Raw genomic sequence first — 16019 nt, 5'->3', positions numbered from 1 at the left:
TGGGTTTTTCACTTCAAATACGAGGCATTCACTATTTCATTAATTTAAAAAATAGTATGCAAGAGTAATCCCTAACGCAACGAAAAAGCAACTTCAAATTTTATTGAAGTTGCTTTTTAGTTTAATCCGGAATCTAAAGTTTTTTAATGAAATTTTACCGAATTATACCAATAAATTATTTATTGTAAATATCTAATAACCAATTGAAAAAGTTATTTTTCCATAATTTAACAGAATGTCCTTCATTGTAAGCTAATCCAAATCCATGGTTGCCTTTAGAGTAAACATGTAGTTCCGATTTGTCAACTTCGGCAACAACAGAAGATAAGAAAGGAAGCGCTCTTTTTAATGTCCATTTTTTGTCATCTCGGGCAATTGCCATAAAAAATGGAGGGATGATGCTTTTATCATTTACCTTTTCTAAAGCTTTTATATTTTCTCCAGCATAAATTAATCCAACAAAAGCTGGTTTCCATCCCATCTTACCATCAATGGTTTTGAATGTAAGCTGTTCACAAATATAACCACCTGCAGAAAAACCAAGTACACCAACTTTATCTTTGTCAAATTTAAACTTTTCGGCTAATCCAATCATTGTCATAACACTAGAATTCACATCGTTAAAAAGAGCTCCAAAGTATTTTTCCATAGGGATAATAAATTTTCCATTTTCATCTTTTTTATTCGTTCTGTATTTCACAACCATACAAGTTATTCCTTGACCTGATAACCATAATGCTAAATCAGTTCCTTCTTTATCAACCCAATTAGTGTGAAAGCCACCTCCAGGAAAAATAATAGTGGCTACATGTTTGTTATTGGATTCAGAAGCAGGGAAAATCATATAAGTTGGCTCAGAAATATTGCTGAAAACTCGATTTTTATTTGAGAATGAACCTGGTTGTACAAGTGAATCAACAAAGCTTTCTGTTTGTTCGTGTATGATTGGGTTATCTTTTATTCCATTTGGGAACAAAGGTATTTCTTTAGGAATTTGACCTAATACTATAATACTTTGCAATAAAAAAAGTAGAAGAAGAGTTGATTTTGAAATTTTCATTTTAACAACGATTAAGTTAATTTTATTAATAAGTCCTTGTGTTTCGTAATAAATTGCAAGTGAAATGTTTGATTTCAAATGTATTGAATTATTCTTTCAAAAAAACAAAAATCAGTGTGTTAGTAAAGTAATAAATTGAAAGAATATCATTCAATTTAAGTGGGTTTTTAAAAGTAAAATTAATTTAAAATTTCAAAACCATATCATCATACGGAATAACCACATCAAATCCTTTATTCTTAAAGTAAGCATTTGGGTTTTCTGTTGAAGTTGCCAAAACAAAATCACCACCCCAAGCGCCTAAGCTTTTTATACTTCCGTTAAAATCATTAAACAATTGTTGCTTAATAGGTTTTTGTTTAATAATTTCAGAAATATAGTCTTCATGAAGTGTTATTAATTCTTCAAAATCAATAAGCGATTTAGCATTCATAATCTTAATTGAAATCTTGCTAATGGCGTTCAAAATAAGTTCATGTGGTTTGTTTAATCGGTATTGCGCAATACCATCTCTACTGTTTTGTTTTTTATTTAAGTAAACAAAATATAAATGGTTTTTGAACGATGGATTAAATTGAATGATACTAGTGTTGGGTTTCTCGTTTACTAATTGATAACTAATAGGAGTATTATTTTGTGCACAGGCAATATCATAACCACTACCGCCAAAAGTTAGTTTTAATAATTCAAACGGATTAACATTTGCCCATTGCGCCATATTATTTATTAAGGTAGAAGAAGTGCCTAATCCCCAATTTTTAGGAAATGTTAAGTGTGTAGTAATTTTATATCCTTGATTTGTATTTAAAAATTCAGGATTTAATGTTTTTGAAGCATTTAAAATTTGAATGAGTCTTCCATAAATATCATTGCTCGGATTTATAAAACCTGAAGTAATCTCATTAATTGAAAATGTATCTTCAAACCATATAGAACCATCACTATTAAAACTTTTCCAACTAATTTTAGGTTCATCTATAGCTTCAATACTTAAAGATTGTCCAAACTTTGTAGGAACAGCAAGCGATAACGTACCATCAAGCACCACATATTCACCAGTAATTAAAAGTTTCCCGTTGCTGTAATAATTTTTCATTCTTAATTTTTCATTCTTAATTGATGAATTGCTTCAACCACCGCACTATGTGTTACCACATTCGTTTTAAAATGTTCTATTAAGGTTGTCTTTTCAGTTTCTGTAGCTTCAAATTGATTCAAAATATTCATTAAATGCATTTTCATATGGCCTTGTTGAATACCAGTTGTAGTAAGCGAACGTAATGCTGCAAAATTTTGTGCTAAACCTGCAACGGCAACAATTTGCATGAGTTCTTTAGCGGTTGGATGGTGCAATAATTCCAACGATAATTTAACTAACGGATGCAAGCCTGTTAAACCGCCAATGGTGCCTAATGCTAACGGAATTTCCATCCAAAACGTAAAAATACCATTTTCAATGTTGGCGTGCGATAAACTACTATATGCACCGTTTCTAGAAGCATAAGCGTGTACACCAGCCTCCACAGCTCTAAAGTCATTTCCAGTTGCTAAAACCACAGCATCAATACCATTCATAATACCTTTATTGTGGGTTACGGCACGAAACGGTTCAACTTCTGCAATGTTTACAGCTTGTATAAATTTAGTTACAAATTCTTCAGCAGAAATGGTTTTATCTTCGTTTAAATCTTCAACCTTGCAACTTACTTCGGCACGCACCAAACAATCTGGCACATAGTTTGAAAGAATACTCATCACAATTTGAATCTGTTTTTCTTCTTCCGTAAAAGCGTCAAAATGAAATGCTTCATTTTTAAAAGTTTTGGCAAACTGTTCTAAACAGGAATTTATAAAATTAGCACCCATAGCTTCCAACGTTTCAAACGATGCATGTAATTGGTAATAGCCTTTTATATCATGTGTTTTGTCTCGTAATTCAATATCTAAAATACCGCCACCGCGTTTTTCCATGTTTTTGGTAATGGGTTTTGCGTCATAAATTAGTTGCGATTTTATGTGTTTAAAGTAATTTTTTAGGGTTTCAGGATTGCCATAGAACATAAAATGCACTTGCCCTATTTTTGTAGTACTAATAACTTTAGTTTTAAAACCGCCGCGATCCATCCAAAATTTAGCAGCTTTACTAGCAGCGGCAACCACCGAACTTTCTTCAATAGCCATAGGTATGGTGTACAACTTACCGTTTATTAAAAAATTAGGAGCTACACCTAAGGGTAAATAGTAATTAGTAATGGTGTTTTCAATAAACTCATCATGAAGCTGTTGTAATTTATCGTTGCTATTCCAATATTGTTTTAAAATGCGTTTTGCATCTTCAGTGTTAGAAAAATAAGTTTCAACAATCCAATCAATTTTTTTGGATTTTGATAATTTAGAGAAGCCAGAAATGGATGCACACATTAATTTCAGATTTAAAAAAGCAAAGATACTACATCCATTTTTTATATGAACCTAGACGGATTTAATTGTTAATCTTTGTTGTTTTTTGAAGAATTTTTAGTAAACTTGAAAACTTTTAATAAAACCGCAACGATTAATTGAAATTAGCAAGATTATTTTAATTGAAAGAGGTTTTATTATTCAAGTTATAAAGTTTTAATTTATAATTATATATGTCTGATTCTACTATAAATAATCCAGAACAGCCGAAACAATTATTTGGGCATCCTAAAGGATTATTCATTTTGTTTTTTACCGAAATGTGGGAGCGATTTTCATTTTATGGAATGAAAGCTCTTTTAATTTTTTATTTAACCAAATATCATTTGTTTACAGATGTAGATGGAAATTTATTGATAGGAAGCTATGCCGCATTAGTATATGCAATTCCTGTAGTTGGTGGTTTTTTAGCCGATAAGTATTTAGGATTTCGAAAAGCCATTGTTTTTGGAGGTATTATGTTAGTTTTAGGGCATGCTGGTATGGCTTATGAAGGAAATGCAGCCACTCAATCGGTTACTGGCGAGATTGTTAGAGATAATTTTGCACTTCAAATATTTTATTTGTCATTAGCTTTTATCATATTAGGTGTTGGTTTTTTAAAAGCAAATATATCTTCTTTGGTAGGTGAATTATATCATAAAGGTGATAAGCGTAGGGATTCTGGATTTACCATTTTTTATATGGGTATTAATTTAGGGTCTTTTTTAGCAACTATAATATGTGTGTGGTTGGGTGAAACTTATGGTTGGAGTTATGGTTTTGGTGCTGCAGGTGTTGGTATGTTTTTTGGGTTGTTAACCTTTATAATAGGTAAAAAGCATTTGTTAGGGAAAGGTGAATCAAATGTGCCAGAATTATTGAACAAAAAAACTCTTGGTATAAAAAACGAATGGCTTATTTATGGTTTAAGTATTTTGTCAACTTTAGTTGTTTGGCAAATGGTGCAAAGCCATAGTGTAGTACAAAATTTATTAATAATTGCAGGTGCAATTTCTTTTGTCTATATACTTTATTATGCTTTAACACAATTAGACAAAGTTGCAAAAGAACGTTTACTAGCTTTAACAATTTTAATTGTTTTTACAGTAATATTTTGGGCATTGTTCGAACAGGCTTATACATCACTAAATTTATTTGCAGACCGTATTTTAGATAGAGGAGAGATTGCCGCAGGTACGTTTTTAAGTTTAAACGCCTTGTTTATTATTTTGTTAGCTCCAGTTTTTGCTTGGTTATGGGTAAAATTAGGTAAATATAACCCCAATACAGCAGTAAAATTTTCTTTAGCACTTATGCTTGTAGGTTTAGGTTTTGGATCGTTAGTAATGGGAATTAATGCTTCTGAAATGGGGAAAGTTGCTGTGTATTGGCTTGTGATAACTTATTTTTTACATACTTGTGGCGAGTTATGTTTGTCTCCAGTTGGCTTATCGGCAGTAACAAAACTTTCACCAGTTAAAATTGTTGGATTTATGATGGGCGTTTGGTTTTTAGCAACCGCAAGTTCTGAGTTTATTGCATCACTTTTAGCAAACATAGCATCGGTAGATACTACTAATGGTACCGCGCCAGATTTAAATATCGCCAAGCAAAGCTATTTAAAGCTTTTTGAATATTTGTTTTATACAGGTTTAGGTTTTGGAGTATTGCTTTTAATCCTTTCGCCTGTAATCAAAAAGTTAATGCATGGTGTTGATAAAGAATTAAATAACTAAATATTATGAGTGAGAATTCAACCGATCAATTTTTCAAAAGCACCGTTTTAGGGCATCCATCAGGATTATTTGTTTTATTTTTTACCGAAATGTGGGAGCGTTTTTCGTTTTATGGTATGAGAGCGCTTTTAGTATTATTTTTTACTACATCCATTATGGGAGGTGGTTGGGAATGGCCTAGAGAACATGCCATGGCTTTATTTGGTTCTTATGTAGGGCTAGTATATCTTTCTACAATGTTAGGAGGCTATTTTGCCGATAAAATTATTGGCTATAGATGGGCAGTTGTAGTTGGTGCATTGTTAATGACTTTGGGGCATTTTTCAATGGCGTTAGAAACACCTTTTTTCATTTACTTAGGACTTGGACTTATGGTTTTTGGAAATGGTTTTTTTAAACCAAATATGACTTCAATAATTTCTGAAATGTATAAAGATAGACCAGAAAAGAAGGATGGTGCCTATACAATTTTCTACATGGGCGTAAATGCTGGTGCTTTTTTCGGAATCTTATTATGCGGCTATTTAGGTGAAAAAGTTGGTTGGAGTATTGGTTTTGGATTAGCAGGAATTTTTATGTTTTTTGGATTGATTCAGTTTTGGTTAGCTCAAAATATATTTGGCGATATAGGTTTGAAACCAAAAAAAGACGACGTAAATTCAGTTGAAACTTTAGATAAAGATATACGTGTTCCATTTACAACTGTTCAATTAGTTTTAATTGCAATTATGGTTTTAATGGGAATTGCTTGGTTAATTTTTGAACCAGTTGCATTAATATCAGAAGGGAAAATAAATATATTCAATTTTAGTGTTTTAGGATTGTCTGGTAATAATTTTACAATACTGTTTGCAATTTTGTTGTTTATTGGCCTTACTATATACAGGCTATCTAAATATTCATTAATTACAAGACAGAAGTTGATAGCTGTTACTTTTTTTGCTATTATATGCGCTTTTTTCTGGGCTATTTTTGAACAGTCGCCTGGTACATTAACCATTTTTGCAAGAGACTATACAAATAGAGTTTTAGAAGGAAACGCTAGTTTAATATTTTTAATAGTAGATGCTTTAATGACATTCATTCCTTTAATTATAATTTCTTGGGTTTTATATCTTCTTTCTAAACAAACCTTTAGTAAATATGGAAAAGCTAATATTATTTTAAGTTTTAGTTTCGTTATTCTTTGGCTAATTGCTATTTGGAAATTAGTTAAAGATTTCTATTCTGCTGGCTATTTATCGTTATCTGATGGTACACTTGAATTATTGAAAATTGAAAAAGTAACTGAAAGTTTAACAGAAATACAAGCATCTTGGTTTAGTGTTTTAAACTCGTTGTTCATAATTACATTGGCACCACTGTTTTCAAAATGGTGGGAGAGTAAATACAATCCATCGGCAAATATGAAATACGGTATTGGTATGTTTTTACTTGCTATAGGTATGGCATTTGTTGCTTTTGGTGCAAGTGGTATTGAACCTGGTGCTCAAACCGCTTCTGTTAGTATTATTTGGTTAATATTGGTTTACTTATTTCATACCATGGCAGAATTATGTATCTCTCCTGTTGGACTTTCGTATGTTAGTAAATTGGTGCCAGCAAGAATGATTGCTTTTATGTTTGGCGTTTGGTATTTAGCGGTTGCAATAGGTATGAAAGGCGCGGGTAAATTTGGAGAAAATATTGATAAAATAGCTGATGAAAAAGGAATTAGCTACTTCTTTTGGATGTTAACTATAGTATCTGCACTTGCGGCTATTGTTTCAATAGTAATGACGCCAATCATTAAAAAACTAATGCATGGTGTTCGTTAATCGAAGAAATAGTTAAAAATTATATTAAATGTGCCATTTTTGGCGCATTTTTTGTAAGTTCGATATCCATATCACAACAAAGTTAATTATGAAGAAACTAGTATATATATTCGTTTTTGCTGTTTTAACATCGGTTAGTAGCATAGCACAAGAAATTAATTGGGTAACACTTGAAAAGGCAATAGAACTTCAAAAGAAAAACCCCAAAAAAATAATGATTGATGTTTACACAAGTTGGTGCGGTCCATGTAAAATGCTAGACAAAAATACATTTCATAACCCAGACGTTGTAAAATATGTAAACCAAAACTACTATGCTGTTAAGTTTAATGCAGAAGGAAACCAATCTGTAACGTATAAAGGTAAAACATTTTCAAATCCAGATTATAAACCAGAATTAGCTGAAAGACGTAATTCGGCACACGAATTATCACGCTACTTTCAAATTCAAGCATATCCAACCATTGTTTTTATGGATGAAAAAGCCGATGTTATCGCGCCTATTAGAGGTTATCAAACACCAACGCAGCTAGAATTGTATTTAAAAATGTTTAAAGCTGATGAGCATAAAACCTTAGATACTCAAGAAAAATTTAATACCTATTACACAGCATTTAAGCCTGAGTTTAAAGGTTGATAAAATCAATAATCAATAATAAATGCTCCCTTTTTACTAGTTTGGTAAAAAGGGAGTTTTCGTTTTCTGCAAGTTGCTTCCCAACGTTCTACATACGATTTGTAATTGCTTCCATCGGCAATTATTTGTTTGGGATTAATAGAATCAATCAATCTATTTAAATTTATTTTTGGCGATTGCCGCAACAAAACATAATCTGGTTGAAACGATTTTATATTGTAAATTCCTAAGCTATCAATTACTAATAATTTTTTTGTATTAAGCATATAAACCGAATGTAACGAATCTTCAATTACGCTTTTAATATGATTTCCAACTGTGTAATCTGTAATTATTTTAGTTTTAAGTTTTGTAATACTATCTAAATCGGAAGCCACAGTAATAGCGTTGTTTACGGTATTTCCTATTAAGGTATATCTGCTTTTATGAAAAACTATGAATTGATTTTCAGGCTTGCTATTAGCTGTGTAAATAATACTAAATTGTACAATTAGAATGCTGATTAAAAACCATTTTAAAGCTGAAAAATTTTGTTTTACATAAAATATAACAAATGAAATGATGAGGATATATGAAACAAAAACATATAGTAAACTAAACGGAATGTCTTTAAATAAAAATGCTTCTTGTTTAGAAATCCACCCAACAAACCAGTTCATAAGGCTAATAACATAACCGTAACCAGTGGCTATAAATTGAGGCAATATGTTTAAAACAGACAAGAGTATGATACCTATACCAAAGCCTAAAATAAGTCCTAAAAGTGGTATAATAACTAAGTTTGAAAGAAAAAATAAACTCGGAAATTGATGAAAATAATATAAGCTTAAAGGTATAATACCAAACTGTGCCGAAACCGTAATTGTAAATGTATGCCAATACAAATTTGGAAGCCAATACTTAGTTTTCCATAATTTATATAGCAACGGATCAATAGTTACAATAGCAAACACAGCCAAATAGCTTAATTGAAAACCTACATCAAACAAAAACATGGGTTTAAAAAGCAGTATTACAAGCATGGAAATGGCCAGTGTATTGTAAATATTGGTTGGGCGATTTAAATTTTTTGCAATAGCAACTATACTAAACATAGTTACTGCACGCGTTACCGAAGCTGAAAGTCCTGCAATAATGGCAAAACTCCATAAAATACTAACAAGCAAAATAGCGTTTAATAATTTACCATGTTTTAAGCGTTCTATTGGCTTGAAAATATATTGCAAAATCAGTAAAATAATACCAATATGTAAACCTGAAATAGCAAGTATGTGTATAGCACCTGCATTGGTATAACTTGTGTAAACTTCTTCACTAATATCTTGTCGTTGTCCTAATAAAAGTGCATTTATTATTGCTATTTCATCTGGCTTAAATTGATATGGTTTTAGTTTTTCATTAATGTGGTTTCTTATTTCATTGGCAATTCCAAAAAGTGTTTTTGTGGTTGATTCTACTTTAAAAAGAGAAGATTCTGTAGTGAATATTTGATGGTAAATATATTTTTTTTCGAGGTAAGATTTGTAATTAAATTGATTTGGGTTTAACGGATTTATTAAATTTTTAAATGCGGTTTTACTAACAAAAACGGCATCAACTTTTAATGGTTTCGTTAAAGAGTCTTTTTGAATGTTTAATAATAATTTGCCTGTAACCTTCTTGTTGTTAATTTCTAGTAAATCAATTATGTATTTGTCATAGTAATTGCCTGGTTTTAAAACTTCACGAATTCTAAATGTAATGGTTTTTAAAGAATCTGTTTCATGCTTAATTTGATATGAATAATGTTCAGAATTATTTTTTTCATTATGAAGATTCGTTACTAAAACGCCAACAAAAACCATGGTAATGAAAGCTGAAATTCCAAACCAAATGGTTTTAATAAATCGGTTTCTGTCAATTAAATAAAAAGTAAAAACAAGAAGAAAACCAATACCTGTTATCAATAAACTTAGTTGAAGCGGTATGTTAAAACCGTAGCCGATTACAATGCCTAAAATAAAGCAAAATGTTAGTTTGATTATGGTGAAATTGAGTAGCTTCATAACTACTCTAATATATAAAAAATGTTATAACATTCTACGTGCTTCAACAAAGGCATTATCCCAATAACTTTCCGAAAGTTTAGATACAATTACACCAGCGCGTGTGGTAGAATGAATAAACTCAATATCGCCATTTTCAGCACTAACTACAAGTCCTACATGGCTAATATCGTTTCGTCTATTCATGGTTTTAAAAAAAAGTAAATCGCCTTCTTGTGTATTTTTTAAAGTGATTTTTTCACCTTGTTTTGCCATATCTCGAGAAATTCGTGGCAAAATAATATCAAAAGCTCTAAACGATTCAAAAACCAAACCAGAACAATCCATACCGTCTTTAGTTGCACCTCCAAATTTATATTTTACGCCACTAAACTGTTTTGCATAATCAACAATGCTAATGGCTTTTGAAAATTCAACTGAATCATTTTCAGTAGAATCATCATTTCCTTTTTTTGAAGATACTTTGCTAGTAGTTTTTGTGGCACTTACCACTGTTTTTGGTTGAGAAACAACTTTTTTTGATGTGGATTTTTTTACAACGATTGCTTTTGAAGACTTACAGCTGCTAAAACTAATTGCAATTAGAAGTAAAATGATGATGTTTCTCATAAATAAGATTAAGCTTTGATGGATTTGTAAATTAATTTAGCAGTTTTTTCGCTAGCACCTTTGCCTCCTAAGGCTTTCTCAAGTTCGTAATAATTAATAAATATTTTAGAACGCTCTTCGGTGTTTAAAATTTTATCGAGTTCTAGTTTAAGGCGTTTTTTATTGAAATTATTTTGGATAAGTTCTGTAACAACTTCCTTATCCATAATTAAATTAACAAGTGAAATATATTTTAAAGTTACAATACGTTTTGCTATTTGATACGAAATAGCACTGCCTTTATAGCAAACAACTTGAGGTATTTTAAATAAAGCTGTTTCTAAAGTGGCTGTACCAGAAGTAACTAAAGCAGCGTATGAAATACTTAATAAATCATAAGTTTTGTTTGAAATAAATTTTACGTTGCTCGACTTTATAAACGGTTCGTAAAACGAATATTCCTGACTTGGTGCACCAGCAATAACAAACTGGTAATTGGTGTATTCATCAACCAAACTAAGCATTACAGATAGCATGTTTGTTATTTCTTGCTTTCTGCTACCTGGCAATAATGCAATAATTGGTTTGCTTGAAAGTTCGTTTTCGGCTCTAAATTTATATTCATCAACTTGGTCTCTGTTGGCTATAGCATCAATTAGCGGATGACCAACAAAGGTTACTTTGTAATCGTATTTTTTATAAAAGTCTTCAACAAAAGGCAATATAACGTACATAGCATCAATATCGCGTTTTATGTCCTTTACTCGTTTAGCTCTAGATGCCCAAACTTGTGGAGAAATGTAATAGTTTGTTTTAAAACCTGCTTGTTTTGCCCATTTAGCTATACGTAAATTAAACCCCGAGTTGTCAATAAAAATAATAACATCGGGTTTGTAGTTTTCAATATCGCTTTTGCAAAATGAAATATCTTTAAAAATAGCAGACAGGTTCATAACCACTTCAGCAAAACCCATAAAGGCGCGTTCTTTATAGTGTTTTACCAATGTGCCACCAACTGCTAGCATAAGGTCGCCACCCCAAAACCTAAAATGGGCATTTACATCTTCTTTTTGTAATGCTTTCATTAGGTTTGAGCCATGTAAATCGCCTGATGCTTCACCTGCTATAATATAGTATTTCATTGCTTGTAATTTACAGGGTAATTGGTTTTAAGTTATTGTTTTTTACGATTTTTTAGTTAAAACAATTTAAAAACAAACGTAAAAACTGCTATAAAAATAGTAATTAGTAGCACGCCACGTGCTCTATAATCTTGTCGTTTTCTTATAAAAATAAAAAAAGCTACTAAATTTAAAATAGCACCAAGACTGATAAGTTTGCCTAAAAAACCTTCTTTGGCAGCAGCTTTTATTACAGTAGTAAAATCATCACCTTGCCCTAATAATGTGGCTACTAGAAGTAAACCAACAGCATTTGCTATTAAACCTACAAGTATGCCTATAAAAATATCCTTTTTAATCATTTAAATTCCAAGTGTTTAAATTTTGAATGTAGTGGTGTGCTGTTAAATCGAATTGAATGGGTACAACTGAAATATACCCATTTTCCAAAGCCCATTCATCGGTATCTTCACCACCATCTAAATTAACAAATTTTCCGGTAAGCCAATAATAATCGCGACCTTGTGGTGTTTTGCGTTTATCAAACTCTTCAACCCAATTAGCTTTGGCTTGTCTGCATATTTTTATGCCTTTTATATTTTCTTTTGCAAGGTTAGGAATGTTTACATTTAAAACAATGCCATTTGGCAAACCTTGTTTTAAAACGTTTTCTGTAATGGTTTTTACAAAATGTTTAGTTGCTTCAAAATTAGCACTCCAAGCATAGTCTAATAATGAAAATCCAATGGCAGGAATTCCCTCAATACCAGCTTCAATAGCTGCACTCATAGTGCCAGAATAGATAACGTTAATTGATGAGTTGGAGCCATGATTTATTCCAGAAACACAAATATCAGGTTTTCTAGTTAGTTTTTCTCTTATAGCAAGTTTCACACAATCGGCTGGTGTGCCAGAGCAACTGTATTCGGTTTGCGGGCCATCATCTATAAAAACTTGTTCAACATACAGTGTAGAATCTAATGTAATGGCATGTCCCATGCCGCTTTGCGGACTATCAGGCGCAACCACAACAACATCACCAATAGTATTCATTACAGCTATTAATGTTCTAATACCAGGTGCATTAATGCCATCATCATTGGTTACTAATATAAGCGGTTTTTTTGTCATTTTTATACTTAAAAAAGTATCGCTAAAATACATAATTTCCTTAGGAAATAGCCTATTTATTCAGTTTAACAAAAATTTAGTGGTACATAACCCTTAATGGCATGGTTTTTTCTTTATTTTAGTAAAAAAATGTTGGGCGTTTCATGCGTCGTAGATTATTAAACGAATGAAAAATATTATGAGAAGGAATTATAAGGTGCTATTATTGTCAATACTGCTAGCCTTTGCATCGTGCAGTTTTACAACCAAAAAGTTTAGTAATCCTGATAAAGATAAATTGTTAATACAAGTAATAACCTTTGTGTTAGAACAAGGTCATTTTGATCCGTTGGTGTTAGACGATTCGTTTTCTGAGGAATTATTTAAAGATTATTTAGAAATTATTGATCCTGTTAAACGTTATTTCTATGAATCGGATTTTAAAGATTTTGAAAAATATAAACTTACAATTGACGATCAACTAAAAGCTACTGATATTACATTTTTTAATGTTGTACACGAGCGCATGCTAAAACGTATTGAAGAAGCTAAAGAAATTTACAAAGAAGTACTATCAGAACCTTTTGATTATACTGTTGATGAAACATTTAATACAGATTATGAAAACAGTGCATTTGTAAAAAATAGAAAAGAATTGAAAGAACGTTGGAGACAACAACTTAAATTTTCTACACTTTCTAATTACCACGATTTGTTAATGCAAGAAGAATTATCAAAAAAGAATAATCCTTCGTATGTTAAGAAATCTGAAAAAGAGATAGAAAAAGAAGCGCGCGAATCAACTTTAAAATCAATTGATGTTTATTTTAATGATAATATTGACGATTTACAGCGGGAAGACTGGTTTTCAATTTATGTAAACACCATTGTTGAAGAGTTCGATCCGCATACCTATTATCTAGCACCAAAAAATAAAGAAGATTTTGACCAGCGTATGTCAGGAAAATTAGAAGGCATTGGTGCACGTTTACAAAAACGTATGGATCATATTAAAATAGTTGAACTTATTTCTGGTGGTCCAGCATGGCGAAGTAAAGAGCTTGAAGTTGAAGATGTTATTTTAAAAGTAAAGCAAGAAAATGAAGCATTTCCTGTAAATATTGTAGGCATGCGTATTAACGATGCCATAAAATATATAAAAGGTCCAAAAGGAACTAAAGTAACATTAACAATTAAAAAAGTTGATGGTACTATTAGAGATGTTACTATTACAAGAGATGTTGTAGAGTTAGAAGAAACTTATGCAAAATCATCAGTAGTAAAAAAAGATAACATGACTTTTGGAATTATAGATTTACCATCGTTTTATGTAGATTTTCAAGACTATAAAAACATAAATGCAGCCAAAGATGTTAAAGCCGAAATTGAACGCTTAAAAGCCGATGGTATTCAAGGTTTGGTTTTAGATTTGCGTAACAATGGTGGAGGATCATTACCAACAGTGGTAGATATGGCGGGTTTATTTATTAAAGATGGACCAATTGTTCAAGTACGTTCTACAGGTGAAGCTAAAGAGGTATTAAGCGATAAAGATAAATCAATTACTTGGGATGGACCTTTGGTTATTTTAGTTAATGAAATATCAGCATCAGCTTCCGAAATTATGGCAGCAGCAATGCAAGATTATAAACGCGCAATTATTATTGGAGGAAAACAAACCTATGGAAAAGGTACGGTTCAAAACGTTATTAACCTTAATACCATGTTAAGAAATAATACAAGTGGCGATTTAGGTGCTTTAGCCTTAACTACCCAAAAGTATTACAGAATAAATGGTGGTTCTGTACAATTAGAAGGTGTGAAAAGTGATGTAAATGTGCCTGGTCGTTTTAGCTTTATTGAAGTAGGTGAAAAAGATAAAGATAACCCATTGCCTTGGGATGAAATTGATGCAGCAAGTTATACACCTTGGGAAAATTATTATGATTATGATACTACTATTAAAAAAAGTAAAGAACGTATGAGTAATAATGCACAACTTAAACTTATAGAGGAAAATGCAAAATGGGTAAAAAGTAAAATTGATGAAACCATTGTGCCTTTAAATTACAAAAAGTATAAAGCAGGATTAGATTTAAATGAAGAAGAAGCTAAACGATTTGATGCTTTAACCAATTATAAAACAAATTTAACCTTCGATTCAACAAAATACGAAAAATCACTTTTTAATAACGATACTGCCGATTTAAAAGAAAAACGTACTCGTTGGCACGAAACATTAAGTCAAGATATTTATGTTGAAGAAGCTATAAACGTTTTAGAAGATTTAAAAACTGCATACCCAATTAAAAAAGTTGCAGCAACTGCAAAAAATTAAATACTACATGAGTCATAAATCAAGCTCATTAAAACAATTAGCGCTCCAAAAGTTTAAAAAGAACTTTTGGGGCGTTTTTAGTTTTTGTTTCATCATTTTAGTTGGTATAATTTCTGTTTTTGCCTATGCATTTGCGCCTGATAATTCGCAATATGCAAACCAAATGCATTTAGCAATTCATTCAAAAAAACCTGGTTTTAAAGTGCAGATGCTAACAATACCAACACAATTAGAAAGTACCCAAAGTGGTTTTGATAAGCTGTTTTTTGGTAACACAAATGCTGATACCGAAATTCCTATTACAAAATACAATATACAAGGTAATACATTAACTTATAAAGAATATGCTTCCGATGGTTTGGAAGGTGTTGAAAAAAGCATGTCTTTAAATGCATTTTCTAATAAAACTATTCAGAATGTCATTAAAGAAAAAAACTTTCTTTTTGGAACTGATAAATATGGTCGCGATTTACTTAGCCGAGTTTTGGTAGGTGCCAGAATTTCATTTTTTATTGGTTTTGTAGCGGTATTTATATCCTTAATTGTCGGTATTTTTATGGGAAGTATCGCTGGTTATTTTGGGGGCAAAATGGATGCTTTTATTATGTGGATTATTAATGTAACATGGTCTATTCCAACGCTATTGTTGGTTATAGCTATTACTTTAGCTTTAGGAAAAGGCTTTTGGCAAGTGTTTATTGCTGTAGGTTTAACTATGTGGGTTGAAGTTGCTAGGGTAGTACGCGGACAAATAATTAGTGCCAAAGAAATGCAATACGTTACAGCCGCCAAAGCATTGGGTTTTAATAATTTTAGAATTATAACCAAACATATATTGCCAAATATCATGGCACCAGTTATTGTTATATCGGCAGCTAATTTTGCCGCAGCTATTTTAATTGAAAGTGGACTTAGCTTTTTAGGTATTGGTGCACAACCACCAATGGCAAGTTGGGGCGCTATGATAAAAGATCATTATAATTATATCATCCTCGGAAAACCGTATTTAGCTATCATACCTGGGCTTTGTATTATGAGTTTGGTAATGGCATTTATGCTTATTGGGAATGCGTTGCGTGATGCCTTGGATGTGAAGGGGTGATTTTTGGTGTCATTCTGTTGTTG

13 protein-coding genes are annotated in these 16019 nt (G+C 31.4%); 5 read left to right on the top strand and 8 right to left on the bottom strand.

Features of this window, described 5'->3' with window-relative positions; genetic code table 11:
• Nucleotides 1–175: 175 nt before the first annotated feature.
• From ACFQ1R_RS15750 to ACFQ1R_RS15740, 3 genes are all read right to left on the bottom strand, one after another.
• Nucleotides 176–1138: an alpha/beta hydrolase gene (locus ACFQ1R_RS15750; RefSeq protein WP_379927234.1), complete on the bottom strand. Its 963-nt coding sequence runs from the start codon at nucleotides 1136–1138 to the stop codon at nucleotides 176–178.
• Nucleotides 1139–1244: 106 nt separating this feature from the next.
• Nucleotides 1245–2156, bottom strand: a complete 912-nt coding sequence (locus tag ACFQ1R_RS15745) for a GYDIA family GHMP kinase (protein ID WP_379927233.1) — start codon at nucleotides 2154–2156, stop codon at nucleotides 1245–1247.
• 2 nt (nucleotides 2157–2158) lie between these two features.
• The gene (locus ACFQ1R_RS15740) at nucleotides 2159–3481 is read right to left on the bottom strand and encodes a hydroxymethylglutaryl-CoA reductase, degradative (RefSeq protein ID WP_379927232.1); all 1323 of its coding nucleotides are present in this window, start codon (nucleotides 3479–3481) and stop codon (nucleotides 2159–2161) included.
• 212 nt (nucleotides 3482–3693) lie between these two features.
• Here ACFQ1R_RS15740 and ACFQ1R_RS15735 point away from each other — a divergent pair, with 212 nt between their 5' ends.
• The 3 genes from ACFQ1R_RS15735 to ACFQ1R_RS15725 all read left to right on the top strand — a co-directional run bounded on the left by ACFQ1R_RS15735 (nucleotide 3694) and on the right by ACFQ1R_RS15725 (nucleotide 7692).
• Nucleotides 3694–5238, top strand: coding sequence for a peptide MFS transporter (locus ACFQ1R_RS15735; protein ID WP_379927231.1), 1545 nt, complete (start codon nucleotides 3694–3696; stop codon nucleotides 5236–5238).
• Between the two features lie 5 nt (nucleotides 5239–5243).
• Complete coding sequence (locus tag ACFQ1R_RS15730; RefSeq protein WP_379927230.1) at nucleotides 5244–7055, top strand: peptide MFS transporter; 1812 nt, start codon at nucleotides 5244–5246, stop codon at nucleotides 7053–7055.
• An 88-nt stretch (nucleotides 7056–7143) separates the two neighbouring features.
• Nucleotides 7144–7692 (top strand): thioredoxin family protein, encoded by a 549-nt coding sequence (locus ACFQ1R_RS15725; protein ID WP_379927229.1) that lies wholly within the window; start codon nucleotides 7144–7146, stop codon nucleotides 7690–7692.
• A 5-nt stretch (nucleotides 7693–7697) separates the two neighbouring features.
• Here ACFQ1R_RS15725 and ACFQ1R_RS15720 read toward each other — a convergent pair whose 3' ends face one another.
• The 5 genes from ACFQ1R_RS15720 to surE are packed head-to-tail and all read right to left on the bottom strand — an operon-like array spanning nucleotide 7698 to nucleotide 12577.
• Nucleotides 7698–9737 (bottom strand): ComEC/Rec2 family competence protein, encoded by a 2040-nt coding sequence (locus ACFQ1R_RS15720; protein ID WP_379927228.1) that lies wholly within the window; start codon nucleotides 9735–9737, stop codon nucleotides 7698–7700.
• A gap of 24 nt (nucleotides 9738–9761) precedes the next feature.
• Nucleotides 9762–10346: a C40 family peptidase gene (locus tag ACFQ1R_RS15715; protein WP_379927226.1), complete on the bottom strand. Its 585-nt coding sequence runs from the start codon at nucleotides 10344–10346 to the stop codon at nucleotides 9762–9764.
• A gap of 8 nt (nucleotides 10347–10354) precedes the next feature.
• The gene (lpxB, locus tag ACFQ1R_RS15710; RefSeq protein WP_379927225.1) at nucleotides 10355–11467 is read right to left on the bottom strand and encodes a lipid-A-disaccharide synthase; all 1113 of its coding nucleotides are present in this window, start codon (nucleotides 11465–11467) and stop codon (nucleotides 10355–10357) included.
• A gap of 56 nt (nucleotides 11468–11523) precedes the next feature.
• Entirely contained in the window at nucleotides 11524–11808 is a 285-nt protein-coding gene (locus ACFQ1R_RS15705) for a hypothetical protein (protein ID WP_379927224.1), read from the bottom strand.
• Nucleotides 11801–12577, bottom strand: a complete 777-nt coding sequence (gene surE, locus ACFQ1R_RS15700; RefSeq protein WP_379927223.1) for a 5'/3'-nucleotidase SurE — start codon at nucleotides 12575–12577, stop codon at nucleotides 11801–11803. The genes ACFQ1R_RS15705 and surE overlap by 8 nt, the downstream gene beginning before the upstream one ends.
• Before the next feature lie 178 nt (nucleotides 12578–12755).
• Between surE and ACFQ1R_RS15695 the strand changes: the two genes are divergently transcribed.
• Both ACFQ1R_RS15695 and ACFQ1R_RS15690 read left to right on the top strand, forming a co-directional pair.
• On the top strand, nucleotides 12756–14894 hold the full coding sequence (locus ACFQ1R_RS15695; protein ID WP_379927222.1) for a carboxy terminal-processing peptidase: 2139 nt from the start codon (nucleotides 12756–12758) through the stop codon (nucleotides 14892–14894).
• Nucleotides 14895–14901: 7 nt separating this feature from the next.
• Nucleotides 14902–15996 carry an ABC transporter permease gene (locus tag ACFQ1R_RS15690; RefSeq protein ID WP_379927221.1) on the top strand — a complete coding sequence of 365 codons (1095 nt, stop codon included), beginning with the start codon at nucleotides 14902–14904 and terminating at the stop codon, nucleotides 15994–15996.
• The last annotated feature ends 23 nt before the right edge of the window (nucleotides 15997–16019 follow it).

It is taken from the genome of Mariniflexile jejuense, assembly GCF_042675665.1.
Taxonomy (GTDB): Bacteria; Bacteroidota; Bacteroidia; order Flavobacteriales; family Flavobacteriaceae; genus Mariniflexile; species Mariniflexile jejuense.
The sequence above is the reverse complement of the archived record's forward strand: the minus strand, read 5'-3'. Positions and strand labels throughout refer to the sequence as shown.

Bases quoted from the DNA above. Each gene is read 5' to 3' on its own strand.
- ACFQ1R_RS15720 (WP_379927228.1), bottom strand. From the start codon at position 9,737: ATGAAGCTACTCAATTTCACCATAATCAAACTAACATTTTGCTTTATT.
- ACFQ1R_RS15705 (WP_379927224.1), bottom strand. From the start codon at position 11,808: ATGATTAAAAAGGATATTTTTATAGGCATACTTGTAGGTTTAATAGCA.
- surE (WP_379927223.1), bottom strand. From the start codon at position 12,577: ATGACAAAAAAACCGCTTATATTAGTAACCAATGATGATGGCATTAAT.
- ACFQ1R_RS15695 (WP_379927222.1), top strand. From the start codon at position 12,756: ATGAGAAGGAATTATAAGGTGCTATTATTGTCAATACTGCTAGCCTTT.
- ACFQ1R_RS15730 (WP_379927230.1), top strand. From the start codon at position 5,244: ATGAGTGAGAATTCAACCGATCAATTTTTCAAAAGCACCGTTTTAGGG.
- ACFQ1R_RS15690 (WP_379927221.1), top strand. From the start codon at position 14,902: ATGAGTCATAAATCAAGCTCATTAAAACAATTAGCGCTCCAAAAGTTT.
- ACFQ1R_RS15725 (WP_379927229.1), top strand. From the start codon at position 7,144: ATGAAGAAACTAGTATATATATTCGTTTTTGCTGTTTTAACATCGGTT.
- ACFQ1R_RS15745 (WP_379927233.1), bottom strand. From the start codon at position 2,156: ATGAAAAATTATTACAGCAACGGGAAACTTTTAATTACTGGTGAATAT.
- ACFQ1R_RS15735 (WP_379927231.1), top strand. From the start codon at position 3,694: ATGTCTGATTCTACTATAAATAATCCAGAACAGCCGAAACAATTATTT.
- lpxB (WP_379927225.1), bottom strand. From the start codon at position 11,467: ATGAAATACTATATTATAGCAGGTGAAGCATCAGGCGATTTACATGGC.
- ACFQ1R_RS15715 (WP_379927226.1), bottom strand. From the start codon at position 10,346: ATGAGAAACATCATCATTTTACTTCTAATTGCAATTAGTTTTAGCAGC.
- ACFQ1R_RS15740 (WP_379927232.1), bottom strand. From the start codon at position 3,481: ATGTGTGCATCCATTTCTGGCTTCTCTAAATTATCAAAATCCAAAAAA.